15 protein-coding genes are annotated in these 26,164 nt (G+C 59.0%); 6 read left to right on the forward strand and 9 right to left on the reverse strand.

Annotation, left to right across the window (positions count from 1 at the left end; translation table 11 throughout):
- Nucleotides 1–60: 60 nt before the first annotated feature.
- From AC5S26_RS21225 to AC5S26_RS21265, 9 genes are all read right to left on the reverse strand, one after another.
- Nucleotides 61–3,363, reverse strand: a complete 3,303-nt coding sequence (locus AC5S26_RS21225) for a TonB-dependent receptor (RefSeq protein ID WP_494186941.1) — start codon at nt 3,361–3,363, stop codon at nt 61–63.
- A gap of 198 nt (nt 3,364–3,561) precedes the next feature.
- Nucleotides 3,562–5,646, reverse strand: a complete 2,085-nt coding sequence (locus AC5S26_RS21230; RefSeq protein WP_494186942.1) for a hypothetical protein — start codon at nt 5,644–5,646, stop codon at nt 3,562–3,564.
- Between the two features lie 20 nt (nt 5,647–5,666).
- Nucleotides 5,667–7,577, reverse strand: coding sequence for a glycoside hydrolase (locus AC5S26_RS21235; protein WP_494186943.1), 1,911 nt, complete (start codon nt 7,575–7,577; stop codon nt 5,667–5,669).
- A gap of 35 nt (nt 7,578–7,612) precedes the next feature.
- Nucleotides 7,613–8,881, reverse strand: a complete 1,269-nt coding sequence (locus AC5S26_RS21240) for a glycoside hydrolase family 28 protein (RefSeq protein ID WP_494186944.1) — start codon at nt 8,879–8,881, stop codon at nt 7,613–7,615.
- A gap of 173 nt (nt 8,882–9,054) precedes the next feature.
- Nucleotides 9,055–11,790, reverse strand: a complete 2,736-nt coding sequence (locus AC5S26_RS21245; protein WP_494186945.1) for a glycosyl hydrolase — start codon at nt 11,788–11,790, stop codon at nt 9,055–9,057.
- Between the two features lie 19 nt (nt 11,791–11,809).
- Complete coding sequence (locus tag AC5S26_RS21250) at nt 11,810–13,258, reverse strand: rhamnulokinase (protein WP_494186946.1); 1,449 nt, start codon at nt 13,256–13,258, stop codon at nt 11,810–11,812.
- Nucleotides 13,255–15,462 carry a bifunctional rhamnulose-1-phosphate aldolase/short-chain dehydrogenase gene (locus AC5S26_RS21255; RefSeq protein ID WP_494186947.1) on the reverse strand — a complete coding sequence of 736 codons (2,208 nt, stop codon included), beginning with the start codon at nt 15,460–15,462 and terminating at the stop codon, nt 13,255–13,257. Before AC5S26_RS21255 ends, AC5S26_RS21250 begins: the two co-directional genes overlap by 4 nt.
- A gap of 167 nt (nt 15,463–15,629) precedes the next feature.
- The gene (locus tag AC5S26_RS21260; RefSeq protein ID WP_494186948.1) at nt 15,630–16,712 is read right to left on the reverse strand and encodes a substrate-binding domain-containing protein; all 1,083 of its coding nucleotides are present in this window, start codon (nt 16,710–16,712) and stop codon (nt 15,630–15,632) included.
- Between the two features lie 67 nt (nt 16,713–16,779).
- The gene (locus tag AC5S26_RS21265) at nt 16,780–17,979 is read right to left on the reverse strand and encodes a sugar isomerase (RefSeq protein WP_494186949.1); all 1,200 of its coding nucleotides are present in this window, start codon (nt 17,977–17,979) and stop codon (nt 16,780–16,782) included.
- Nucleotides 17,980–18,223: 244 nt separating this feature from the next.
- On the opposite strand from AC5S26_RS21265, the gene AC5S26_RS21270 reads away from it, so the two are divergent.
- From AC5S26_RS21270 to argG, 6 genes are all read left to right on the forward strand, one after another.
- The gene (locus AC5S26_RS21270) at nt 18,224–20,056 is read left to right on the forward strand and encodes a trehalase family glycosidase (protein ID WP_494186950.1); all 1,833 of its coding nucleotides are present in this window, start codon (nt 18,224–18,226) and stop codon (nt 20,054–20,056) included.
- A gap of 71 nt (nt 20,057–20,127) precedes the next feature.
- Entirely contained in the window at nt 20,128–20,670 is a 543-nt protein-coding gene (locus AC5S26_RS21275) for a hypothetical protein (protein ID WP_494186951.1), read from the forward strand.
- Nucleotides 20,671–20,898: 228 nt separating this feature from the next.
- Nucleotides 20,899–21,183 carry an aroma-sacti cluster domain-containing protein gene (locus AC5S26_RS21280; protein ID WP_494186952.1) on the forward strand — a complete coding sequence of 95 codons (285 nt, stop codon included), beginning with the start codon at nt 20,899–20,901 and terminating at the stop codon, nt 21,181–21,183.
- A gap of 100 nt (nt 21,184–21,283) precedes the next feature.
- Nucleotides 21,284–21,991, forward strand: coding sequence for an iron-containing redox enzyme family protein (locus tag AC5S26_RS21285; RefSeq protein ID WP_494186953.1), 708 nt, complete (start codon nt 21,284–21,286; stop codon nt 21,989–21,991).
- A gap of 19 nt (nt 21,992–22,010) precedes the next feature.
- On the forward strand, nt 22,011–24,311 hold the full coding sequence (locus AC5S26_RS21290) for a protein kinase domain-containing protein (RefSeq protein WP_494186954.1): 2,301 nt from the start codon (nt 22,011–22,013) through the stop codon (nt 24,309–24,311).
- Nucleotides 24,312–24,557: 246 nt separating this feature from the next.
- Complete coding sequence (gene argG, locus AC5S26_RS21295; protein WP_494186955.1) at nt 24,558–25,901, forward strand: argininosuccinate synthase; 1,344 nt, start codon at nt 24,558–24,560, stop codon at nt 25,899–25,901.
- The last annotated feature ends 263 nt before the right edge of the window (nt 25,902–26,164 follow it).

Here is a 26,164-nt window from a genome sequence, read left to right on the forward strand (position 1 = left end):
TCTCCACTCCGACGCGCGATAGAGCTGCGCGCCTCCGGTCGAGATGACGTGGGTTGAGGATCAGAATTCAAGTCGTGCACCAAGTTGGAGGAAGCGGGCGGGATACTGGCCTGTTGCTTTCCCGAAGGTGGAGCTGGTGAGGGTGGAAGAGATTCCAGTGAGGCTGGCTCGATTGAACAGGTTGAAGATTTCGAGGCGCAGCTGCAGGTTTGCGAACTCCCGGATGCGATTGTTCTTCAACAATGCGAAATCGGTGTTGGCATAGCCGGGATTCCTGTAGCCGTTGATGACCTGATTGCCTTCCGAAGGACGATCGGCTGGAGGAGTGAAGTCGCTGGCCGCGCCGAAGACACCAGCGACGCTCTTGTTCGGCGTTGCATCTGCGTTTCGACCCAGCTGGTGATTGCGGTCCGTGGGAATGCTGTATCCGTAGCTGGGAATATTGGGCAGATCGCTGTTGTTGCCGTCGGCGTTGTAATCGCCACCGGCGGAATAAGACGCTGTCTGTAGAACGGTAAACGGAGATCCGCTCTGGAGAATGGTGATCGCGCTGGGCTTCCAGCTGTTGGTCAGGTAGTGCAGAAATCCTGGCCCGGCCTTGAGGTTTGGCAGCTCATACGCGACCGCCAGAGAAAGACGGTTGGGTGCATCCCAGTTGGAAGGAGCCCAATACTGCTTGTAGTTCAGGGTGTTGGATTGAACCGTAGGATAGGTGCCTGCATCGTCGTAAGAGTTGGAACGCGTGTAGGAGGCGTTGATGAAACCGTGATGCATGACCCGTCCTTTGAAGGACGCGATAAATGCGTTGTAGGAAGACGTGGGACCGTTGACGGTATAGCGGATGGATCCGAAGTTGTTGCTCAGGCGAACGAACTTTCCTTTATTCACAATCAGGCTGCCGGGAAAATTGTTTACGTCGACTCCGTAATTTGCGTTGGTGGTACGGGAAGCAAAACCGGTAAAGAGATTGTTCGAGTGCGATCCCGAGTAGCCGACCGCGACCGAGTAATCGTTGGTGATTCCTCGCTCAAGCGTGACGGTGTAGTTGAGCGTGTTGGAGGCCTTGAGGTTGGGATCGTTTCCGCCGACATTGACCTGAAGCCCCGCAATACCGCCGTGGTCGTTCAGGGTGTAGCCCTTGAAATCGGGATAGGTAAAGCCGAAGGGATAAGTATCGCTGGTTCCTACGCTGTAGACGGGCTGAGGACCATCGGTATTGCTTTGGAACGAGACCGAGGCGGGAGCGGGAGGATTCTGGAACTCGTTCTGTACATTCCCGAGCGTAACCCAGTCGTGATAGAGACCGAAGCCACCACGAACCAGCCATTTGCCTTGTCCTGTAAGGTCCCATGCAACTCCTGCACGTGGGCTCCACGCCATAATGGAGTGGTTGAAGCCGTTCGAGATTTGTTTTACGTAGCCATTGGCTACCTGGTCGGGAATGGTTGCGCCCGGACCGTAGAAGAAGTTTGAGGCGACGGTTCCCTTCTGCGGTGAGGGATTGCCGAAGTCGTCCCAGCGAAGGCCGTAGGTGAGGGTGATTCGCTTATTGAGCTTCCAGGTATCCTGCGCGAAGAGTCCGGTCATGTTGCCGTCGAACTGGAAGCTGCCACCGCGCAGGCCAGCCTGTTGCCCGGTGAGCAGATCGAAGGAAACTCCTGATTCGGTGAAGATCTTGTCCTGCACAAAGTCCGCCACGGTTTGAAACGAGTAGGCCGGTTGCGAGTTCCAGGGACCGAAGAAGGTCAGGTTGTCTCCCCAGAATCCCTCGTACCCAACGCGAACGTTATGCGCTCCGAAGATGTGGGATACGGTGTCTTTCCAGACCGCATGATGCTGCACGTAATTCTCATCGGCCTTGCCGACTCCGAGCTGGGTTCCCCATCCGGAGGTAAGGGAGATGATCGGCAGATGGAACGGCCCGGTGGCATTGATCAAACCTTCCATGCGAAGCCAGCCGAATGCAGCTTCGTTAACGGTGCTGGAGTTGAAGGTATGAGTTTCGTTGCCTTGAACAGAGCGGACGATGTAGTGCTGTGGAGAGTCGTGTCCCACACGCACTGAAGGGCCGCCGATATCGAGGCGGGTCTGGTAGTAGTTTCCGTAGATACGATCTTTGGTGAAGACCTTGTCGACACGGGCGTTCCACTGCAAGGCATCGCGGTAGTTGGTTGCGGCAAGAACTCCGCTGTCGACAACCGGAAGCGAACAGGGAATATTGGCTGCTGCCGCAGTACCGCAGGTGCTTTTGAAGAGCGTAGCGCCTGTCTGCGCGACCCCTGTGGTGGTTGCGTTTGTGGCGGGAAACTGATCGAGCAGCTTGACTCCAACTGAATTCGGCCAGTTTGTCTTCGCCCAGGCGATGAACTGCGTGTCCTCATAGGTGACCTGCGAGCTGGATTGCGTGGAAGAAAGCAGCGGTTCCCATCCAGTAAAGAAAAACGTGTTCTTGAGAAAAGGAACAGGACCGCTCAGGGTAGCCGAGATGTTGCTGGAGTGAAACGGCAGCATCTTGAAGGTCTCGCTGGGCTGGAACTGGGTTCGAGCCGTCAGCCAGTTGGCGGTGTAGTACTGGCTGGCGAGAAAGTGATAGCGATTGGCTCCCGAGCGCGTCGTCATCACCTCGACGATGGAGCTGCTTCGCCCGTACTCGACATCGAAGGTATTCACCTGGACGGTGGCTTCCTGAATCGTGTCCGGATTGGGAACGAGATTGAGCACGCCCGGAGTGATGTTGCTGGTGATGTCGAGACCGTCCACGACGTACATGTTGCCGACGCTGCTGCGTCCGTTTGCGCTCGCGGTAACCTGGGTTTCAGAGCCGTAATTATCTGTCGATTGGCCGTTGCCGCCGCTTCCCTGAACGCCGAGCCCGGTTACGCCCGGCGCAAGTGTGACCAGGCCGAGCTGGTTGCGGCCGGGGAGTGGAAGCGAGTCGAGCGCTTCCGTGTCGATGGTCAGCTGCGTGCGAGACTCAGCGGTATCCAGCACCGGTGCGCGGTCGGAGACCTCCACAACCTGCTGCGAGGCTGCCACTGCCAGAGTGATAGGAACGTTCATCAGCTGCGCAGTCGTGAGCGTAAAGGGAACCTTGGTGGTTCCGAATCCGTTTGCGGTTGCCGAGACAACGTAGTTGCCGGGAGCGAGACTTAGAAATCGATAGTCTCCTTTGGGATCGGACTGAACGGTCTGCGTGACACCTGTCGCGGTGTTCGTCAACGTAAGGGAAGATCCGGGCACGGCAGCACCGGTGGGATCCTGAATCGATCCTTGCAGGCTGCCCGAGAACTGCGCCTGCGCCAAACCGGCAATAAGAAGCACGCCCGCCAGACCACTGGCATGCAGCAGTTTTTTGAACGACATTCCATCCTCCTGAGAGCGGAGCCATGTACGAGTTCGACCGCGGCGCACCTGGCGCACATGCGGCTCATACCAGGCTCCGAAAAACCTATATAGGGAATAAAGAGATGCACCACACAACGACGGAACACTAGATGACGCAGTCTTCCATTGTCAATAGATTATTTTTATAAGACTAGTTAACTTTCATTTTCATGAAACTCAATTCGACGGCACGGTCGCAGCAGGTTTTCTCGCGCTCTCTTCCTCCGTGGGCTTTGCTGCGCCGTAGACTACCGGACCGGCGTTTGGCTCAATGCCGGAGTTCTTCATGATCTCTTTTGCTTCCGGGGGCCAGTTACCGTCTGTGATGAGGTGGTCGTCGAGGATCAGGTCGTTTTGATAGTTCGTCCACATGCCGCCGACTCTGGTTCCATCGTGCCAGTTGTCGATGGCGGTGTTGTCCGGAGATATGCGCAACGGATAGGCTGCATGGACCGTGTTGATGTTCAGCCATTCGCCGCCGGGGTCCTGCACGACGTTCTTGCGCACGGTGATGTAGCGAGAGCCTTCGTCGAGATAGAGCGCGATGAGGGCGTGGTTGTCGAAGATGTAGTTTTCGGTGATGAGGGTCCCGGGGCTGGCAGAGAGGTTGTAGATAGCCCCTCCGTCGTGAAAGAGTTTTTTTGCGTCATGGATGCGATTTGCGGCGACGACGACATCGCGATGCGTGGTTGGCGTTCGATACACCAGGTTCTGCGGCCAGTCGTATCCGTGCATCCGCACACGGTAGTTCGGATTGCCATTGGGATCCTGCATTCCCCATCCATAGCCGATGTCGATGGCATCGTAGGGGACATCGGAGATGTCGTTGTGGAGGATGACCGCTCCTTCGACGTAGGTGCTGAGGATCGCGGCGTTGTCGAAGAAGTCCTTGCTGACGGAGCGAATGCGATTATTGCGCACGATCAGCTGGCGATTGATCTGGCGCGGATCGTGGGGATGATGGGCATCGCGTTGCACGCCACCGGCGAGGATGGCTCCGCCGGCACAATCCGTGAACACATTCGCGGTCACGGTAATGTCTCCGGTTCCGAGACCTGTTCCCGAGAGCATGGCATCTGCATCGTTGCCGATGCCCAAGGCATACTGGCCGAGGTGCGCAAAGACGTCCCCGTCAAAGGTGATGCGCTCTGCCGCACTGACCTGCACGGAGGCGGGCATCTGCTTCCACTCGTTGCGTACGCTCTCGAACGCGGGGCAGCCCTGGGGGCAGACCGTGATGGGATCGGCTGGAAACGCAAGGGCATGGCCGGCCAGATACGATCCGCTCTGCTGGCTGGCATAGCCTTCCGGCCCCGACGGGCCCAGCCATGTGGTGTACGAGAAACGAAGATGGCGGAATGTCAGGTCGCGTACGGGCTCATCAAGATTGTTCCCGACAGAGAGCAGAACCGTGAGCCGGGGCAGCTCAACGTCTGCCTTGGAAAGATCGACGTCGGCAGCGGGCCGCAGATACAGCTTTCCCTGGTCGGGGTCGAGATACCATTGTCCAGACTTCGTCAGCAGACCGAGCGAATTTACGAGATAAAGATGGGATGACTCTGGATGAAATGGCTTCTCAATCGTGTCGTATCCCCAGAGGTTGTTGTCCCAGGCCGGTTGTTGCATGATGAGCCTGCCCTGATTCACGCTCGCAATCGGAGAGACTCGCTCGGTGAAGAAGCCGGTTGCGCGCAGTTCCAGATGCTTCGATTCGTCGAGCTCTTTCAGGACGGCCGTACCGGGCTTTGGAGTCATGCCCTCTCGGGTGAAGAGATAATCGCTGCGCTGAATCTCCGTCGACGCGATTGGAGCAAGCTGATCGTTGACCCAGAGTTGCCGCGCCTCCGCGCCGGGGGGCGTATCGGCCACGTAGATGTTTTTAGAGCGATCCCATAAGCGCCACCCTGTCACCCGAACCGCTCCACTCAACACCGGATGCGCTGCATCGGCAGCTTGCCATGTGACAGTATGGCCGTTGCGTCCGCCGTCCTGCTCGGTGAATCGCAGTGGCTGGCCCAGGCGATAGATACCGTCGGAGAGTTGCACGATGACATCGTGATCGCCATTCAAAAGGCGCACTGCCTGTTGCGCGCGCTCAAGAGATCGAAACGGGCTTACCGTTGTTCCTGCTGCGCGGTCGTCACCATTGGGAGAGACTGCGATCACGATGGCATCCTTTGCGGGCTTCGGAGCAGCCAACGCCACATGCAGTACAGTAGCGAGCATCAACGAGAGGAGTGCACTCTTGCGCTTTAACGTCATTGACCGAGATCTCTTTCTGGCTACTTCGCGCTGAAGTTTGAGAGCGTCAAAATCTCTCCGGGTGCGATGACGATCTCTGAAGGCGGCTGCAGCTCCTCATTTTCCGCATAGAAGCTGGTGTGTTCCATCTGCGTCCAGTGAGCCCCCGTCCAATCGATCCTGAGGTGCTGGCTGGAAGTAGAACGGTTCAACACGATCAGACTGCTGCGCTCACCATCTGTAAAGGCCGCAGTCATCAGGTTGGGGTTGGAGGCCCGAGTCTCTACACGACGCATTCCCTTCAACACGTGACGACTGAAGGCACCAAGCACGCGAAGCTGAAAGCTTGAAGCGATGGGAACTTCGCCGCGGGCACGATCAGGAACCAGCAAGGAACGCGATCCGCCAAAGGTGGGTTGCTCGATATCCAGCAGAAGCCAGCAATACAGCAGCATCTCGGCATCGGCTTCGGTCAGATTTTTCTGGTAGAGCTGACCCACCTGCAGGGCCAATCGATAGGACGCCTCCTGAAAGTGCGGATCATTCAGGCAGATCTCTGTTGCGAGAAAGGGCTTGCCATCGCTGGCTTCGCGCATCTCCCGTAGGCGCGCATCGTAAAGATCGGGATTCGCGAGAAACTCCTGGTAATCGTACTGGTGCGTAGCCGTGTAATTCGTAGCCTTCCATGCTTCCGCAAAGCGCTTCAGATCGTGGATGCGTCCCGTGGCCATCCAGACGTAAGGAGCATCCGCCATCTGGATCTTCGTCTGCTGAAATCCTGCCGCATCCAGGGCCTTGCGCAGCGCGACTGTCATCGCGGCGTAGATCTCGGGGGCCTGCTCAACCTCGTTCTGAATGCCGACGATCTCAGGAGCTGCCCCCGACCGCTCTTTGGCTCGTTTGCAGAATTCAACAACGATATGCGCATAAGCATCGGGTTTCGCTGCCGTGCGCACGGGCTTGCCCCACGCATCGAGGATAGGTTTGCCTTGCGGCGTATACGCTTCTACAGCCCAGTGGGGAAGCGCCCACATCTCGTACAACACCTCTCCGCCTAGCTCGCGGATATGCCGGCTGTAGTCAAAGTCGGAGACCTCTCCATTCGGAAAGTTGTCACCGTAGTAGTGCGGCGTGGCTTCGCGAAGATCCTCCACGTTCGACAGATCCTGCTTCATCTGCGTCCCCATCGGATACTCTCGATCGATCAGAAGGTTGTAACGCCGCAACAGGTCCCAGTACTGCTGTTTTCCTTCCGCGCTCAGCTGCGCGTAAGCCGGTATGCTCGGGCTTCCACCGAAGCCGATCATTGTCTGATGCCGGTTTTGCTGCATCACCGTGATCGACGCGTTCTCAGGCTTCTCCTCCAGCACGTCTCCCGATAACGTCAGATGTTGATTGCGTGGACCAGAGAACATCAACTGGTGCCGCGTCAGATCGAAGACCAGGGGCTGGCTCAACATCAGCTCGCCATTGAGGAGAACCTGCACGGAGAGATGCGCGTCCACGACAACCTTCAAGGTTCGCGCATGTCCCACATAGGATCGCGTCTCGTCCCGCACAATCCTCTCCGGATAGCCGCCCGTGTCCGCCAGAGCCGTCGAATCATAGAATCGCTCGAGCAAACGGATCTTCGAATCGGTCAACTCCACCGTCACCCCAGCATGAGGACCGGTAAAGATCCACGAAAGCTTTGTGTGGGCCGGCACATCGTCCTCGAGTCCCACCGTACGTTGAAACAGAGCTGGTAAATCTTCATGCAGATACACCCGCGCGATCTGGTCCGGCCGCGTCCATCCGGGGCCGATCGGCCCATCGGAGACGAAGTCGAAGTGCTGCATGGCCTTCTGCGCGGAGGGTCCGGTTATCGGCAGCGTTACCGCCTGTTGTGCCTCAACCGAGACATACGGGAACAGACAGAATGAGCCTGCCAGCAAAATCTTAAGAGTACGCATCTGGTTCCGCATAGCTCTCGTCATCGCCGATCCCATCATTGCTGCTTCTCGTCCATGGTTACGCCTGGACCCTTTGTGATCGCCTCGCCGCTCGATGCCTTTATGACAAAGTCGGTCGCTGTCACCTGCGCGTACTGCATATCTGCTCCAGCCTCGGCGGTGATATGAACATTCTTCAGCACAACGTGCTTTACAGGGCTCTCCGGAAGGCCATAGATCACGGCGGCACGTTTTGCTCCGGTAGCCGTTACATTCTCGATCACGATGTCATGAAAGCGCGGCGTATGCTCGGTTACAGGATGAGCCGTATCACCTTTCATCCCGCCGGTGTAGTAGTTCGTGATCTGGATGGGAGTTTCGACGCCGGTCATCGTGATTTCGCGAAAGCTGAAGTTGCCGACGTCATTTCCGCGGCCACGCGCGCTCTTGATGCGAATTCCCTGCCGCGTGCCTTGAAATTTCACGCGTTCCACTTTGACGTTGCGCACCCCGCCAGCCGTTTCGCTGCCGATGGAAAGTCCGTGGCCATTGCGAAGATCGCAGTCGCGAACCACGATATCCGTGCTTGGCACATTCGGGTCGCCACGCTCCACCAGTCCGCTCTTGGTCGCCACATTGTCGTCGCCCGTATCGATCAGATCGTGCTCGATCAATACATGGCTGGTTGAGATGGGATCAATGCCGTCGGTATTCGGCGCCGTTCGGCCCGGATTGAGAATCTTTACATTCCGCACCGTCAATCCATCGCAGAGCACGGCCATGATGTTGTACTGCGGGGAGTTCTGGATGGTCACGCCATCAATGAGAATCTTCTTCGAGTGCGTCAGATCGAAGAGCATCGGCCGCGGTGCCTCAGGCAGTCTCTTTTTGCGGTCTTCAGCCTTCGCCTCCCACCACACATGGCCGTTCCCATCCACTTTTCCTTCGCCCGTGAGGGAGATCTCTGTCGCGTGATCCGCGTGCAGCAACGAAACCCTGCGCCACTGCGAGTCTTCGCGTATTGGATAATCGCTCCGGTCCGGCGATCCCAGCAGCGTGGCTCCGGAATCCAACTGCAAACGCACATGACTCTTCCAGTCGAGCGGGCCGGAGACATAGGTTCCCGCTGCGAAGTGAACAATTCCGCCATGCGGCACCGAGCAGGCATCGATTGCGCTCTGAATCGCCGCCGTATCCTTTGTACGTCCATCGCCCGCAGCGCCCATGGACCGAACGTCACAGGTCTTACCGGCTGCGAAGGTAAAAGATGTAGCCAGCATTGCGGCAAGCGCAGAGAGATAAGGCAAAGGGCGATGCAAGGGCATGAAGACAGCTTTCCTAAGTGAGATCGACAACGTGCAGAAAAAACCTGTTTCTATACACTGGCTTTTCGTGCAGGACAGTGTCAACGATGATCGGGTCTGCTCGTCATTCTTTCTGCGAGCAAGCTTTTTATGAATGCCTCGAGCAAACAATTGTTTGCCTAGCCTTCAGTCGCTTAAGGCTTGGCCCGCTCGCTTCGATAGACGATCTGCACGGGACCAAAGATCCCGGATGGTACAGGCTGCAGATGATCCATATCCTGCATCTGGAACCGGTCTCCGTATTTGGCCTTCAGAGCCGTGTAATCGTGCGGCGGCTGACCCGCCAGTTCATTGATCGCAGTGTTGTATACGCGAATCTCTAAAGTGTTTTCACCGGCATGAATGAACTTTGTGAGATCAAGCTCGTACGGAGGATGCCACAGCGCTCCTACGCGTTTCCCGTTCACGTAGACGATCGCAGCCTCGCGAATGGGAGCGTCATACCACGCACGCGTGCCGTTGGGAGCAGGAGGCTGTGTCTCCGGCACAATCTTCCCATCCGCGAAGTGCAGGACGAGATGCTCTCTGCTCTTTGCGGCCGCAGCGCGAAAGCTGGTGCTGTAGCGCACTTCACCTGAATAAAATTCATCCGCCGGATCATCCGTCCACACGGTATTCGCATCCGTTCGCGATGGCAGTACGGCAGATCCTTTGTTCCCAGGAAACGCTGCCGACCAATGACCCAGTTCGATCGGCGCGACCGAGTCAGGCATCAGATCCTTCGCTCTTGAGATCTCCGCTGGAGCACTGCCGTCGTGCAAGACAAGCAAACGAGAGCCATACGGCTCGAGCGTAACAGGCTTGCCTTGTCCCACAAGAGTCTCGGTCCCTTCATCGGGATTCCACCATTCTGCAGTCTTATAGCTGCTGCCGGTATGCAGTGGAAGAGTCTGAGACTGGGGCGACACATTCGCGATGAAATAGACATCTGCGTCGTGCAGGCGCCGGTGCAGGAAACCGATGGCACCGTTTGCGGATTGCACGTCGAGATCAGGCCGCACCAGGCGGTTGATGGCGGCAGGCAGCTCCGCTTCGCTATCCACATGCACACAGGCGGAGACCAACTGCTGCATCACAGCCTGGATCTTTGCCGTGTCCTTCGCATCCAGCAGTCCGGGAGCCATGGAAGGAGTTGTGCCGATGAAGATCACCTTGCCACCGCTCTTCGCATAAGCTGCAACCTGTTCGAGAGCAGCCAGCTCGATTCGCTGCGTCGGAGGAACGATCAGCAGCGAATGTCTGTGAAGATCCTTGAGCGCGGGCCCATCGACGTAGTCCACATTGTGGCCCGTGTTGAGAATGGCCTGCATCAGCGCGGGTGTAATCCTGGTCTTCATCTCGTCCGTCACCGAGACATGGCCGGGGCGGAAGCTCGCCTGCGCGTCGTCTTCCGGCAGCAGAACAGCGACATCGTTTGCCGGCTCTCCTTGACGCAGCATCCAGCTCACGCGTTGCAGATAGCTCGTGACATCCGGCATCACCGCCCACCATGGATTGTGCGCGTTGAATACGGCAGCGGCATAAAGCGAATAACCGGGCTCGGTGGCGTAAGATGGCGAATAGGGCCAGCCGTGGCCGATGATCTGATTTACACCTTCAACAAACATCCGGTCCGCTTCGGCCTTCATGTCGAGCGGCGTAGCGCGAAAGGCAGGCGAGTGCAGCCACGTCCATGTCTCCGCCGAAGTGACGTTGTTACCGAAGAGATGATTCGCGGAGGAGGTCCAGCGCGTAAACGAAAAACGATTCCACTGCGGCCCTTCTCCTTCGGGCAGCTGTGGAACCCTCTCGTCACTTAATGTGGCAGCGGGAAAGCCATAGGTCTGGGAACGAAACCGCGTCTGATGCGCAGTGGCATAGTCCGTCAGCGGCCTGAGATAGTTTTCTCGCACCAGGTCGGAGAGCGTCACGCCCCAATCATGACGAATCGCCTCTGCCTCTGGAGTTCCTCCCGCAACAAGCTCGGGAAGATGTGGGATCAGATCGTAGCCACGACGCTTCTTGAACTCTTCCGGCAGATGCGGGGTCCAGTCGCTGGCATAGACCTCCAGCGAATCCGAAAAGATGGCATAGGGCGGCGCATCGGCAAATCCCTTGAGCAATGCATCGCCAACCGTGCGAAGGTGTGTATCGATCGCCTGGCGCGACATGTGGTCGAGCACGAAGCCCTCCCCGCCCACCGCAGCGCGTTTCACCATCTGCCGCGTGTGGCTGTTGATAAAGAAGAGAACAACCTGAGGCTGACCGGACGAAACCGTTGGAAGGACGCTCGTGTCCTCGGGAAATTTAATCTGCTTCGCCGTCGCGGAGTCGTAGTGTTCCGGCGTACCTTCCGCGATGAATGCCGCAACGGGTAAATCGCCAGCCGCAAGCTCGGGCATCTTCTTTGCCGGGAGAGCCTCAACCACAATCTGCAACCGGCCTGCTGCCTGATCAATTGGAATCTGAGGACCGCCGAACGGCCAGCCGCTTCCAAGCGTGAGATCGACGCGCATTCCCAGCGAGCTGCCTTGCTCGCGCGCGAAGTGAAGCATCTCCACCATCTCCGGCGAGGCATAGGGAAGATTCCGAATACCTTTTTGCGGATCGTCCAGTGCCAGTGGATACACCGATGCAAGCTCGAAGCCGCCGAAGCCGCCCTCATGCATCTGGTGAATCTCGCGTGCAATCTCGTCTTTCGTTACCGCGGGGCCGAACCACCACCAGCGAACCATGGGGCGCGCGTCGTTTGGAGGCGCTGCAAACCCCTGCCGCAACTGGTCCAACGTCTGCTGCGCCTGCAGCGGAGCCGCGCAGGCAGCCGCTCCGATCACTATGGAAAGCAAAGCCGGAAGAAGGCGGCCTCGTTGCGTATCTGCAATGCGACTCATCGATCGCTCCATTTCTAACTTATGCAAGCTGACGGGCCCAGCTATAGACCTCGGCAGCAAAGGCCGAAGAAGCCGGCGAACATGTGCTCTCCAGTGTGGCGAGCTGCACAGCGAAGTTGCCAAGGGTGGAGCTCTCTGCAGAGCCACAACAAATCTCCAGCCCTGTCGATTCCGCAGTCAGGCGATTCAGCAGACTATTCCGCGAGCCGCCGCCAACGACGAAGACACGTTTCAGATCCTTGCCGGTATGCTCCTTCACTTGCGCCAGCACCTGCGCATAACGCGCGGCCAGGCTATGAAGAATGAGCGAAACAAACGCGGGTGCTCCGTCGGGGGATTCCACGAGCGGCCTTGCCCCCTTCGCAGCCAGCTGACGATTGATGCGCTGGGGCATCTCTCCCATCAGAAGAAGATCGGGGTCGTCAACGTCCAGAAGAACCTCCGGACGAGCCATGCCCTCGCATCCTCGAAGCAACTCAGCCACTCCAGGCTGGAAACCCTGCTCAGCCCATGCGCTTTCGCACTGCTTGATCAGCCACATGCCGTTTACGTTTTTGTGGAAGCAGTTGGCTCCGCCTACCGCGCCTAAATTCGTAAAGTTGTCTGCACGCACCGCCGGACTATCGACGGGTCGCGACGTAAGCGCGCCTACCAGCGACCACGTTCCCGAACTGATGTAGGCCCAGTCATCTCCCAGCGCGGGAATCCCCGCGATCGCCGAAGCGGTATCGTGACAGGCGGGGGCGATTAGCTCCGTATCGCTAAACGCAGCCAATTGCTGCAGAGGGCCGCCTAGTTTTCCCAGGCGGGTGCCCGGAGGAACGATTCGCGGCGCAAGTTCGATCTTCAGTCCGGCTTCGCGGAAGAGCTCTGCGCTCCATTCGCGGGTATGTACGTCGATCAGCTGCGAATGCGTTGCATTCGTGAACTCGGCAACCGGCTCCCCACCCAGGCGGGAAAGCATATACTCCGGGAGATTGAGCCAGCGGGAAGGCGCGTACCCAGCTTGGCGATCCGCGTAAAGCTGGTAGAGCGTATTGATCGACAACTGCCCAATCCCGGTAATCTCGCGCATTCGTTCTGTGGAGATCCGTTTGTGCAGCTCTGTCTCGGCGCGGACGTTACGTTCATCCCGATAGCAGAAGGGCTCAGCAACCGGTACGCCGTCATCGTTCAGGCGAACGTAGTCCACCGCCCAGCCGTCGACAGCGATCGAGCGCACGCCTTCAGGCGCGAGCTCGACACACTTCCGCAGACCTTCTTCTACTCCCTCGACGATCTTATCCAGCGGCCAGTGAAGCCCATCTTCACGCTGCACCGGTCCATTGCCGAAGCGATGGACGAGTTCCATGTGCGGCGCGCCATCCTGCCATCGCAGCAGGCTCACACGGCAGCTCTCTGCGCCGAGATCGATCGCGATGGAGGCACGCCTGTCTTTGGGGATACGTGGCTCCTGCGCCTCACTCATCGCAGATAAGCCTCCACCAGTCCGCCGTCCACGGGAATGATATGTCCGGTTGTGCATCGCGTCAGAGGACCAGCGAGGAACATGATGGCCTCGGCGCAATCCTTGGGATCGATGGGGGTATGGGTCAGGGTGCGCTCGGCATAGAACTGCGCCAGCGCGTTGCGCAGCTCATCGTCCGTGCTCGACTCCGTGAACGGAATCTTGTACTTGGTCAACGATGCCTTCACGCGATCTCGCGGGAACATCGTGGATCCTTTCACGACGGTGGCCGGGCTGATGCCGTTGACGCGAACCTTCGGCGAAAGGCTGACGGCGAGTTCGCGAACCAGGTGGCTCAGCGCAGCTTTGCTCACGTCGTACGCCTCGCTTCCACGCTTCGCAACTACCGCATTCGCCGAGCTGGTCAGCACGACGCTCGAATCGAGTCCCTGGGCCTTCAAGATCTTTTGCGCCTCGTCCACCAGCAGGTAGTTCGCGGTCACGTTGATCTCAAGAGTAAGCGCCCACTGCGCGTCGGTGATGATGCCATCCGGCGACGAGGGAAACATTGCGGCGGTGTTGATGAGAATGTCGATACCGCCAAACTGCTTGATCGTGGCCTCAAGCGCAGACTGAATCGCCTTGCGGTCGCGAATGTCGATGGAGGTAAAGCCCACGGCCTCTTTGCCCGCGATGGCTCTGCACTCTTCGGCGACACGCTCGGCACCGGCCAGGTCGCGATCCGCCACAACAATATGGGCTCCGCGCTCGGCTGCAATCAGGGCGACCTGATGGCCGATGCCACTTCCTCCGCCGACGATCAACGCCACCTGACGGCTCAACTGCTTCTCCGGCGGCTGACGGCGAATCTTCGCCTCTTCCAGGGCCCAGTACTCGATCCGGAAGGCCTCGCTCGGCGGAAGCGCGACATAGTTGTCATACATCGTGAACTGGTCAGCAGAAGCAGCCGGGCCGGCCTGCGGAATGTCCTTGCACTCCACACCTCCACCCAGGGCACCCGCGCCCTGCATCACCCCAATGGCATTGATGTAGAACTCACCGGTCAGGCGAGCCTCCGTCTTGCTCTTGCCGAAGGTGAACATTCCTACTCCCGGCAGCAGCACCACGGTCGGGCTGGCGTCCCGCTGCTTGGGCGAATCCGTCAACGCATGCTTCTTGTAGTAGTCCGCATACTCGGCACGATAGGTCTCCAGCGAGCTTTCGATCAACGCCGGAATCTCCTTCGGATCGCTCGACGGATCCCACTTGAGGAACATCGGACGGATCTTGGTGCGGATGAAGTGATCGGGGCAGCTCGTTCCCAGATGCGCCAGTTGCTCCGCATTCTTCGAGTTCACAAAATTAAGCACCGCCTCGGAGTCGGAGAAGCTTCCAATCCAACGCTGCTTGCGCGAGACCGCCCCACGCAGGTAAGGCATCGCCTCGGCGGCAACCTTGCCGCGCTCCGCGTGGGATTGCACCTTCGCGCCGCCGAAACGGCTGTATCCCGCCTGCGAGGCGTGGCGCTCGATGAACTGTCCCAACTGATCGATGATCGTGATCGTATTCAGGTAGGCTTCGCGCTGTGTGTCGCCCCATGTGAATAAGCCGTGGCCTCCCAGAACAACGCCATCGCATCCCGGCGTATCCTGGACGATCTTGCGCAGCATCATCCCCAGCTCAAAGCCGGGCCGCTGCCAGGGCAGCCACGCGAGCTTGTGGCCGAACTCCTTGTTGAACTCGTCCATCTTCTGCTTGCCGTTGGCGGAAGCAGCGAGGGCAATTCCCCAGTCAGGATGGAGATGGTCGACATGGGCGAACGGAAGGAAGCCATGCAGGGGTGTATCGATTGAAGCCGCGGTCGGGTTGTTGTTGAAGGTGACCAGGGGATAGAGAGCCACCATGGCGTCCTCTTCAGCCACGCCCTTGTACTGCTTCTCCAACGCCAGCAAGCGGTCGAGATAAAGCGTGGCAAAGCCGGAACGCTTGATGCTGCCCAGATCGCCGCCCGAGCCCTTCACCCAAAGCACCTTGGTCTTCTCACCGGAGACGGGGTCGGTCTCATCGAGTTTGGAGCTGGTATTCCCGCCCCCGAAGTTGGTGATGCGCAGGTCAGAACCCAGCAGGTTGCTGCGATAACGCAGGAGCTCCGGCGCGTCCAGCTTCGCCGCGACCGCCTCGTCCCATTTATCTTCCAGAAACTTCAGTCTTCCATCCCCAGCCATTGAGCTTTCTCCCCTTCAGAATTCGCGATCACCATCATTCCATAGCGGTGACCAATACGGCAAATGTTTCTGATTCGAAATAATCGGATCGCGCCGTTCCCTCGGAAGGACAGAAAACCGGCGTCGCTTTGGGAATTCCGCATCCCGGACCGGGGGCGAGCCCGCACTCAGGGTAGCGACGTTCGCGTAACCAGTTTGTGCGACACATAGTTGTAGGGAGGTACGATCTGTCCCTTCAACAGCGCCAGGCCTAGCTGCATCAGGTTGGGCCCGTAGGCGTTGGTCTCATGCAGAACCGAAGCGATCAACGGCGATGACGCCGACTGAATCTCTTCCAATGCCTCTGCGATGCAATCCTGGCCGACGACGGCGATCTGCTTCTGGCGCTTGGCCTGACGAGCCGCATCGACCACCCCCAGCGCGCTGGTGTCGGTTGCCGCGGCGACCAGAATATGACGGTCCTTGGGATGTTTCTTCAGATAGTCCGCAATCACTTTTGCGCTGGTATCACGCATGCCGCGGCCGTCCAGACGAAGGAAGGCATCCGCCGGGAGATTTGGAAACGCGGACCGAACCGCCTCAAATGCGCCGGAGATCCTCCCCTGTACAAGAATGCCGGCCTCCGGAAGATCCAGTCCGATCACCCGGTCCACCTTGCCGTTCCATTCCGTCTGCGCATGCCGCGTCAGCGCCTCTCCTGCCTCCACTCCCACACGATAGTTATCCACCCCGAAGTACGTTGCATTCGGGTGAGGAATATCGATCGCGATCAGGGGGATCTCGGCTGAGGCCACCTTGTCTCCGATGATCGCGGCGACAGACTGCTCGACATTGAATTCAATAATGAGATCGACCTTGCTGCGAATGAACTCCTCCGCATTCTGCACCGCGGTCGCGGCATCGTAGCGGTTGTCCAGTTCCACCAGGTCGACTCCCGAGGCCGCAGCCGCATCTCGCAGGCTTCGCGTCACCTCTTCCGAGAACGGCATATCCGCACTCTGGCCGGCGAATCCGAAGCGCAGCTTCTTCGGCCGCATGACATGCCGGTACATGCCATCCGGCGACTGCGCCAGGTATCCCCTATGCACCAGTGTCTTCAATACCCGATAGACCGTGGTCTTCGAGATGCGGGTACGGCGATGAATCACCTCGAGCGACATGGGGCGGTTTTCCGCCTGCAACAGCTCGAGAATGTCCAGGGATTTCGAAAGGACCGGGATAAGGTAGAGACGCTTCGATGTCTTGGCCAACGCGTGCAGCTCCTTCTTTAGCTCGGACCATTATCACCCGAGCTTCCGATTCTTCCAGAGAGAACGATCAAGCGTAACTCGAAACAGCACTCCGATTTCGTTGCGCGCGCTCTCCGGCGATTCGGTCGACATAGCCACTCGCCTTCAGCTCCCCGAGCGGGTCCGAAGGCAGGCCACGCGCCTCGCGCCACGCCCGGACCATCGGCCGCACATCCGTCCAGAAACTGTCGCGGAACATCTCCTCCGCCTCCACCAGCTGGCACTCGTCCTGTAAAGTCGTCAGGGCCTCGCGATCGACCATCGCCGCACGGGCAAACAGCTCCTGGGCCGTCACCACGCTTTGCACCATCGCCTCCATCTTGCCCTTGAGATTGTGACTCTGATCGATCATGTAGGCGATGCCGTCCGTCTTCGCCGCTGGCGCGCTCAGAATCTCGTGGAAGATGCGAAAGACCTGGTACGGATCGATGGAGCCTAGCGTCAGATCATCGTCCGCATACTTGCGATCGTTGAAGTGAAACCCTCCGAGCGCATCCACATGCAGCAGCCATGCCACAATCTGCTCGATATTGGTGCCGGGATAGTGGTGTCCCGTATCCACCAGAACCTTCGCCCGCGGTCCTGCCTTCTGTGCAAGATGGAGCGCCATCCCCCAATCGGCGATGTCCGTGTGGTAGAAGGCTGGCTCGAAGGGCTTGTACTCGATCAGCAGCCGCTGGCTCTCGCTGGTGGCTGCATGCATCGCTCCCAATACCTCCTCCATCCACCCGATGCGGCGGCGAATTGACTGTGTGCCGGGATAATTCGAGCCATCCGAGACCCAGATCGAGATATCGCGAGTCCCCAGTGCCCGCCCAATCTCCACCGACTCCAGAAGATGGCCCAGAGCCATCTTGCGCACCTCTGAACTCGGGTTTGCAATCGATCCAAACTTGTACTCCTGGGACTGGAAGAGGTTCGGGTTGATGGAACCCGACTTCACGCCATGCTGCTTCTCCAGTGCGCGAATCTTCTCCACATCCGCGGTGCCGTTCGGAACGTCCCAGAGAACGTGCAGCGCCACCGTGGGGCTCGCGCCCGTCAATCGGTTCACCTCGCCTGCATCGGCAAACTTCTCCTCAATGGTGGTCGCGGCGGCATTCTGGACGAATTTCCCGAAACGCGTTCCCGTATTCGCAAAGCCCCATGAAGGGATCTCAATGCGAAACCGATCCAGAGCTGCCCAAACCTTATCCTGCTTCGACTGCGTCGCTCCGTTTTTCGTCATGGGGTGCACCTGTTCCCTTTCCGGAAATAAGTCTCTATTGAAACTCCAAATTATGCAAGCATCGAAAACAAGTCAATTTTGCTCCAACGCGGCCCTTTTCCACCCTCCGAAATTCCCGCTTCTGCTGCAATTTCGAAGAAGCTCGCCGGGTATCCCCTTGGCTGCCGGGACATAACCGGAACCGGCGCTCGCAGCCTACAATATCAATAGATTTTGATTGATTCAGTAGCGGAGACTCTCCCGAATGAAGCAGTTCCTTCGCCTGTCCGTTCTTCTGTTGTTTCTCTGTCCCGGTCTGGCTGCGGCGGCCACGGAGCAGTCTGCCGGCCCTTCGGCGGCGGACAAGGCGAAGATTCTCTCTTACATCCACAACGGATGGGATACCCTCTCTCGCTCGATGTTCAGCTGCAAATCGGTCATCGATCCCAAGGTCACGACACCACCGGTCCTCTACCTGCCTTCCGGTATGACGATTCCCTCCTCGGTTGCCGCGATGCAGCAGCAGTGCAAGCTCGACGTCCGCAACCTGCCGCGGAAGATCTCCCATATGGGAGATGTCACCGTCGCTGACGTTCCCGACGAAGGCCTGCTCTACCTTCCCCATCCCTATGTCGTGCCCGGAGGCCGCTTCAACGAGATGTACGGATGGGACAGCTACTTCATCGTCCTTGGCCTCGTCGCCGACCGGCGCACCGATCTCGCGCGCAACATGATCGAAAACTTTTTCTTCGAGATCGAGAACTACGGCTCCGTCCTGAACGCCAACCGTACGTACTATCTCACCCGCTCGCAGCCCCCCTTCCTCACCTCCATGATCCGCGAACTGTATGAGCACCCCGCCGGACATCCCGTCACCAACGCCTGGCTCTCGCGTGCCTATGACTACGCCAAACGGGATTACACCACCTGGACCACCGAGCCCCATCTGGCAGGCGACACTGGTCTCGCCCGATACTTCGATATCGGCACCGGTCCGGTTCCCGAGATGGCCGACGACAGCATGTACTATCCCGACGTCATCCGATGGCTGCTCGACCATCCCGGCGCCCACGCCGACTATCTTCTCGAAGCCCCTGACAGTCCCACGCCAGAGCAGGCCTCTCAACTCGCCAAAACAAGCTGTGACGTCACCCTGTCCAAGGTCTGCGCCGCCGCCCACGTCGACGGCCATCGGCTTACCGCGGCCTTCTACAGGGGTGATCGGGCCATGCGCGAATCCGGCTTCGACCCGAGCTTCCGCTTCGGCCCCTTTAGCGGGTCCACCGATCAGTTTGCTCCCATCTGTCTCAACAGCCTGCTCTATAAGTACGAGCGGGACATGGCCCACTTCGCCACCCTGCTTCATCGTCCCGCCGAAGCAGCCCAATGGAACCGCCGCGCCACCGCCCGCAAGGCCGCGATCAACAAATATCTCTGGAACGCCAAGACCGGCATGTTCTACGACTACGACTTCGTAAACGGGCGGCCCTCCAGCTATAACTACATCACCACCTTCTATCCCCTCTGGGCCGGCGTGGCGTCCCCAGCGCAAGCCGCATCGCTTCGTCTTCACCTTCCCCTGCTGGAGCGCGCTGGCGGTATCACGATGAGCGACCTCAACTCCGGAACCCAGTGGGATCTGCCCTTCGGCTGGGCGCCCCCTACCTGGATCACAGTGAAAGGCCTTGCACAATATGGCTTCACCTCCGACGCCGATCGCATCGCCACCAAGTTTTCCGGGACCATCCTCGACAATTTTCTCCGCGACGGCACCATCCGCGAAAAGTACAACGTCGTCAATGGCTCCGCAAACGTCGATGTAGCCACCGGGTACAAGAGCAATGTCGTCGGTTTTGGCTGGACTAACGGCGTTTACCTTCAGATGAACAGCCTTCTGGGACAGGCCGCGAAAAGACGCGCGGCCGCCTCTCTCTATCGCGACTATGACCCGGAGACGGTTGCGTACCAGCTCAGGATCAGCGGGATCAGTCGCAATCACTCCCGAACCTCCCGTGGCATTCCCACCCGCACCAACCTTCTCTGGACGGGAGAGCACAGTCGGTTCCACCGGCATGCGGCTGGCAAAGATACACCCTGATGGAATAAAAGCGACCCTACGCATCCTTTCCATTGCAGGCGGACGAAGCCGGAAGTTAGGATGGCAAGCGTATGCTTCGCCACATCCTTAATCTCGCCCTCACCCTCCCTCTGGCCTTCGCGCCGGGACTGGCCTTAGCTCAGTCACCGTCGCCGGCCGGTGCTTCGACCATCCTCAATGCCTCCGAAGCCGGTGCCATTCTGCCGGCAAGCGTGTTCTTCCGTGGCCAGAGCGCCTCCATCCAGGCGCGCAACTCGGCAGGCATCCGCTTCTCGAAAGACGCTCTGTTGCTCGCGACGCTCGTCGACACCTCTGGCTACTCCAGCGCCGTGCAGCAGAAATACCAGGCCTATCTCATCACGGAGTCTCCCATCGAGATCGGCGGCCATCGGCTTGCACCGGGGGCGTACGGTTTCGGCTTCATCACCGGCAACACCTTCCTGGTGATGGATATTGGAGGCCACGACCTCTTCACCGCCACGTCCACCCGGGATACCGCGCTTTCCCGGCCGACTCCGCTCCAGATCCTTTCAGCGCCTGCCTCGCACGGCTATCGCCTCTATGCCGGCCGCAACTTCGTCGAGCTCTCTCCGGCAAAATCTGAGCCACAGTAGCTTCCATCCTTTGAGATGGTTTCTGTCGCGGAGCCATCGTTGCCGGATCGAATAGCTTCCTCTGAGAGCCTGTCAGAAAACAGAGGACACTGTTAGGCCAAAAGCCTCACGCGCTTTGATCTGTCGCGTATACAATTGGCCCAGCTTCAAAAACATTTCTGTTTGTTCCCGGGCCGTGTAAGCGTTTGTCTGGCGTCAGTGAACCTCACGCCGAAAAGGAGAAACACCGTGGCAACCAAGAAGGCAGCAAAGAAGAAAGCCGTAAAGAAGGCTCCGGCAAAAAAAACGCCGGCTAAGAAGAAAGCTGTAAAGAAGTCCGCCCCCAAGACATCGAATATCGAGCGTCTTACCGCAGCCGGCGTCATTCCCCAGGAGAATGTTGCCGATCACGATCACACGGTCATCAACAAGCTCAGCGCCTCTGAGGTCAATACCCTCATCAAGCTGCGCAAGAAGATGGGTGACGCGCCTCTCGCCACCCGCGCCAGTGCTCGACCGAACTTTCCCGTATAACCCGTTGGATTCCATCCAACATGCCCGCACGTGAGGGCAGCCGCATCGTACTTCGCGGCCCCTCCAGCGGAAGCAACTTCAATCTCGCAGGAATACGGTTATGCACTCGTCTCACAGCGATCTCCTCTGGGCTAAAATCCATCTCGCCGAAGGACGCCTCAATGCGGCCAGCGATGAGTTCTGGACCCACCCGGAGCTCGCTCAACTGCTGCCCGTATTTCTGGTCCAGCTCCATCGCGTGATGCAGGGTGGCCTCCAGCTTATGCGGATCGCCCGCGATCGCGCACTCACTCTTCCCGACGATCCCGTCTCCCGAATCGTTGCTCCCTATCTCGACCAGCACATCGTCGAGGAGCAGGACCACGACGACTGGCTGCTCGACGACATCGGAACCCTCGGAATCTCCCCCGCCGAAGTCGCATCGGCCACACCTGTTCCCGCGGTCGTCTCCCTCCTGGGAGCCCAGTATTTCTGGGCGCTGAATATCCATCCGGTCACCGTCTTCGGCTATCTCATCGTTCTCGAAGGCTATCCCCCCCTTACCGAGCAGCTCGAAGCCATCCGCAAGCGAACCCGGCTTCCCGCGACCGCCTTCCGTTGTCTCATCGCGCACGCCGATAACGACCCGCACCACATCGCGGATCTCAATCGCACGCTCGATTCCATGCCGCTCTCCGACGAGCAGCAACAATACATCGCGCTCAGCGCCTTTCACACCATCGATGCGGTCGCCTCGGTCTTCGAGGAGCTCCTGGCGCTTCACGCCACCTCCCCCGAGATCAGGCTTCGGACTCTCAGGGCATCGTAGACGCACCTCATGGCAGGAAATGATCGAAGGACAGACCATCTCGCACTACAAAGTCCTTGAGCACCTCGGCTCCGGAGCAATGGGGATCGTCTGCAAGGCAGAGGATCTTCTGCTTCACCGCACCGTCGCGCTCAAGAGTCTCGCCCCGTCCGCTCTCACCGACCCCGCGCACAAACGCAGCCTTCTCGAAGAAGCCCGCGCCGCCAGCGTTCTCGACCATCCCAATATCTGCCGCATTCATCACATCGAGGAACTCCCCGACGGCCAGATCATCCTCGTCATGGCGTACTACGAAGGCGAGACCGTCGCCCAGCGCATCACGCGTGGCCCTCTCGATCTTCCCTCCGCAACTTGGATCGCAATCCAGCTCCTCTCCGGACTTCACCACGCTCACGGCAAGGGCATCATCCATCGCGATATCAAGCCCTCCAACCTCATCCTCAATCCCGAAGGCGAGGTCAAGATCGTCGACTTCGGCCTGGCCCGGCGCCCCCACATCTCCCGCGCCCTCACCGAGACTGGCGTTCTCGTGGGAACCATCGCCTACATGGCGCCTGAGCAGGTCCTCTCTCGCCCCGTCGACCATCGTGCCGACCTCTGGGCCGCCGGAGTCGTCCTCTACGAGATGCTCACGGCCACCCTTCCCTTTCCCGGCAACACGCCGTATGCCGTCTTCGATTCCATCCTCCACACGCGTCCTCGCTCGATCAGCAACTACCGCGCCGATCTTCCCGAGCCGCTTCTCCAGCTCGTCGATCTCTCGCTCGCCAAAGATCCCACGCAACGCTTTCAGGACGCCGCGAAGTTCATCGCGGCACTCGAGCCCTTCTCGCAGGTTCGCTCCAGCTCCGGGTACACCGTTACCCTCCCGACTCTGGTCGTCGACTACCGCAACAGCGTGGACTCGCCCTCCGTCGTCGTTCTCCCCTTCACCACTGCCCCCGCTGACAAAAGCGCGGACTACTTCTGCGACGGCCTGACCGAAGAGATCATTACAGATCTCTCCAGCGTCCACGCCCTGCGCATCATCTGCCGCTCCTCCGCCATGCAGCTCAAGGGAACCCACGACTCCCCCCGCAAGATCGCCAGCGACCTCAACGTTCGCTATGTCCTTGAAGGATCGGTCCGGCTGAACAACACCCCGCGCGACGGCAAGACGAATATCCGGGTCACCGCTCAGCTCATCGATCCCGAGAGCCAGTCCCTGCTCTGGGCCGACAAGTACAACGGCACCCTGGATGACGTCTTCGCCATCCAGGAAAACATCTCGCGCCAGATCGTCACGGCCCTTAAGATCAAGCTCACACCTGCCGAGGATCAACATATGCATGAGCGCCCCCTGCCGGACGTCGAGGCATATCGCTACTACCTGATGGCGAAGCACGAGATCCTGAACTACTCCGAGGACGCCCTAGCCCGCGCGCTCGAATATCTCGACACCGGCGAGGGCATCGTCGGTAAAAACGCTCTTCTGCTCGCCGCCAAAGGGCAGGTCTACTGGCAGTACATCAACGCCGGAATCTCCTCCGACACCGACTACCTTGCCAAGGCGCGCGACTGTGCCAATCAGGCTCTCGAAATCGACCCCGACTCCGCCCACGCCCATCGTCTCCTCGGGCTCATCAGCGTTCAGGAAGGCGACAGCCAGCGCGCCGTCCATCTTCTCAAACGCGCTATCGCAGCCGACCCCAACGACTCCGACACCCTCAGCTGGTACTCGGCCGTCTGCGGACTCAGCGGCAAGGCCCACGCCGCCATGCCGCTCGCGCGCCGCATCCTGGAGATCGACCCCCTCACTCCCGTCTACCGCTTCATCCCCGGCCTGCTCTCGCTCATGGGAGGCGAGTTCGCCGATGCTCTCCCGTCCTTCGAGGATGCCATCCGCCTAGACCCCTCCAACACCATGCTGCTTTGGTGCCGAGGACAGATCCTCGCCCTTCTGCGCCGTGACGGAGAGGCGATTGCGCAGTTCCGCGCCATCCAGCAGATCGACCCGGTCCACTTCTTCTCTCAATTGGGAGCCGTCATGCAGGCCGCCCTCGTCGGCGATCGTGAAGGGCTCAACCGAGCGGCCACCAGCGAGCTCCTCCAGATCTCCGAGCACGACCCGCATTACTCCTGGAACCTCGCCCAGTGCTTCGCCCTCGTCGGCGACACCGAAAAATCTCTCTCCTGGATCAACACGGCGATGAGCAAGGGCTTTATCAACTACCCCATGATCAGCCGATGGGATCCGCTCCTCACTCCCATCCGCAAAACCCCACAATTCGACTCCCTCGTCGACCGGCTCCGCGAACGCTGGGAAAACTTCGAAGTCTGATCTCTTTCATTTACGAACTCCTCTCAAATCCGTCATTCCGAGCGGAGGCCGAAGGCCGCAGTCGAGGAATCCCTGTATTTTGATCGAAGCGTCATGGATGTTGGCAAATCGCCCCCCCAGACTGCCACCACCAGTCTCTATTCATCGCATTGAAACCGAATCACCCTCAGAAAAGTTGACCCGACCTTAAACCAGCAGGGATACTTAAAGAGCACTCCCTCAAATCTGCTTTTTCAGGACCAGACATTGTCGAATATTCTTCAGCATCTTCCATCCGGTCAGAAGGTCGGTATTGCATTCTCCGGCGGCCTGGACACCAGCGCCGCGCTCCACTGGATGAAGATCAAGGGCGCCATCCCCTACGCCTACACCGCAAATCTGGGACAGCCCGATGAGACCGATTACGATCAGATTCCACGAAAAGCCCTGGAGTATGGCGCCGAAAAGGCGCGTCTGATCGATTGCCGTCCGCAGCTGGTCGCTGAAGGATTGGCCGCATTGCAATGCGGCGCGTTCCATATCTCCACCGCGGGAGTCACCTACTTCAACACGACTCCCATCGGACGCGCGGTCACAGGAACGATGCTCGTCGCCGCCATGCAAGAGGACGACGTCAGCATCTGGGGCGATGGCAGCACGTATAAGGGCAATGACATCGAGCGCTTCTACCGCTATGGTCTCCTCGTCAATCCCGACCTCAAGATCTACAAGCCCTGGCTCGACGACGACTTCATCAACGAGTTGGGCGGACGCGCGGAGATGTCCGAGTTCATGCGTCAATCGGGCTTCGACTACAAGATGTCCGCCGAGAAGGCCTACTCCACCGACTCCAACATCCTCGGCGCAACCCACGAGGCCAAAGACCTCGAGCACCTCAACAGCAGCGCCAAGATCGTTGTCCCCATCATGGGAACGGCATTCTGGCGTGACGACGTTGATGTCAAACGCGAGGAAGTCACCGTCCGCTTCGAAGAGGGATGGCCCGTAGCCCTGAACGGCACCGAAATCCCGGATGCGGTGGACCTGCTGCTCGAAGCCAACCGCATCGGCGGACGTCATGGTCTCGGCATGAGCGATCAGATCGAGAACCGCATCATCGAAGCCAAGAGCCGTGGCATCTACGAATCCCCAGGCCTCGCCCTGCTCTACATCGCCTACGAGCGCCTCATCACCGGCATTCACAACGAAGACACCATCGAGCTGTACCGAGAGAATGGACGCAAGCTTGGCCGTCTGCTTTACCAGGGACGCTGGTTTGATCCCCAATCCATCATGCTGCGCGAGAGCGCCCAGCGCTGGGTCGCCAAAGCCATCACCGGTGAAGTCACCCTCGAGCTGCGTCGCGGCAACGACTACTCCATCCTCAACACAGAATCCCCGAACCTTACCTTCAAGCCCGAGCGCCTCACGATGGAAAAGGGAGAATCCACCTTCTCCCCCCGAGACCGTATCGGCCAGCTCACCATGCGCAACCTCGACATCAGCGACACCCGCGAAAAGCTCCTCACCTACGCCAGCACCGGATTGTTGAACATGGGCAAAGGCATCTCGCTGCCCCGGCTCAAGAGCGAAGAAGAGAACGACAAGTAGCGGTAGCAAGTTGTCAGTTACAGTTGTGTGTTGTCAGTCGCGATCGCGCGCTCGTCTTTGCGGACGCACGCTTACAAGTTGTCCGTCATTGCGGGTTGCTAATCGCAGGCTGCCGATATCCAAAAAAGAAGTGTCATTTCGACCGGAAGCGCCGGACGGCTCCATCGTCCGGTGCGAAGTGGAGAAATCTGCTTCTCCCCCTCAGAAACACGTCGTGCCGCATACTGGGTGCCCCACCTTGGCGACGGCTTCATCGTCGCCAA

Source organism: Edaphobacter sp. FHG110511_03, assembly GCF_059115365.1.

Coding starts and splice junctions, on each gene's coding strand:
- AC5S26_RS21255 (WP_494186947.1), bottom strand. CDS start 15,462: ATGGCTGGGGATGGAAGACTGAAGTTTCTGGAAGATAAATGGGACGAG.
- AC5S26_RS21235 (WP_494186943.1), bottom strand. CDS start 7,577: ATGCGTACTCTTAAGATTTTGCTGGCAGGCTCATTCTGTCTGTTCCCG.
- AC5S26_RS21290 (WP_494186954.1), top strand. CDS start 22,011: ATGATCGAAGGACAGACCATCTCGCACTACAAAGTCCTTGAGCACCTC.
- AC5S26_RS21250 (WP_494186946.1), bottom strand. CDS start 13,258: ATGAGTGAGGCGCAGGAGCCACGTATCCCCAAAGACAGGCGTGCCTCC.
- AC5S26_RS21245 (WP_494186945.1), bottom strand. CDS start 11,790: ATGAGTCGCATTGCAGATACGCAACGAGGCCGCCTTCTTCCGGCTTTG.
- AC5S26_RS21230 (WP_494186942.1), bottom strand. CDS start 5,646: ATGACGTTAAAGCGCAAGAGTGCACTCCTCTCGTTGATGCTCGCTACT.
- AC5S26_RS21285 (WP_494186953.1), top strand. CDS start 21,284: ATGCACTCGTCTCACAGCGATCTCCTCTGGGCTAAAATCCATCTCGCC.
- AC5S26_RS21275 (WP_494186951.1), top strand. CDS start 20,128: ATGCTTCGCCACATCCTTAATCTCGCCCTCACCCTCCCTCTGGCCTTC.
- AC5S26_RS21240 (WP_494186944.1), bottom strand. CDS start 8,881: ATGCCCTTGCATCGCCCTTTGCCTTATCTCTCTGCGCTTGCCGCAATG.
- AC5S26_RS21225 (WP_494186941.1), bottom strand. CDS start 3,363: ATGTCGTTCAAAAAACTGCTGCATGCCAGTGGTCTGGCGGGCGTGCTT.
- AC5S26_RS21265 (WP_494186949.1), bottom strand. CDS start 17,979: ATGACGAAAAACGGAGCGACGCAGTCGAAGCAGGATAAGGTTTGGGCA.
- AC5S26_RS21270 (WP_494186950.1), top strand. CDS start 18,224: ATGAAGCAGTTCCTTCGCCTGTCCGTTCTTCTGTTGTTTCTCTGTCCC.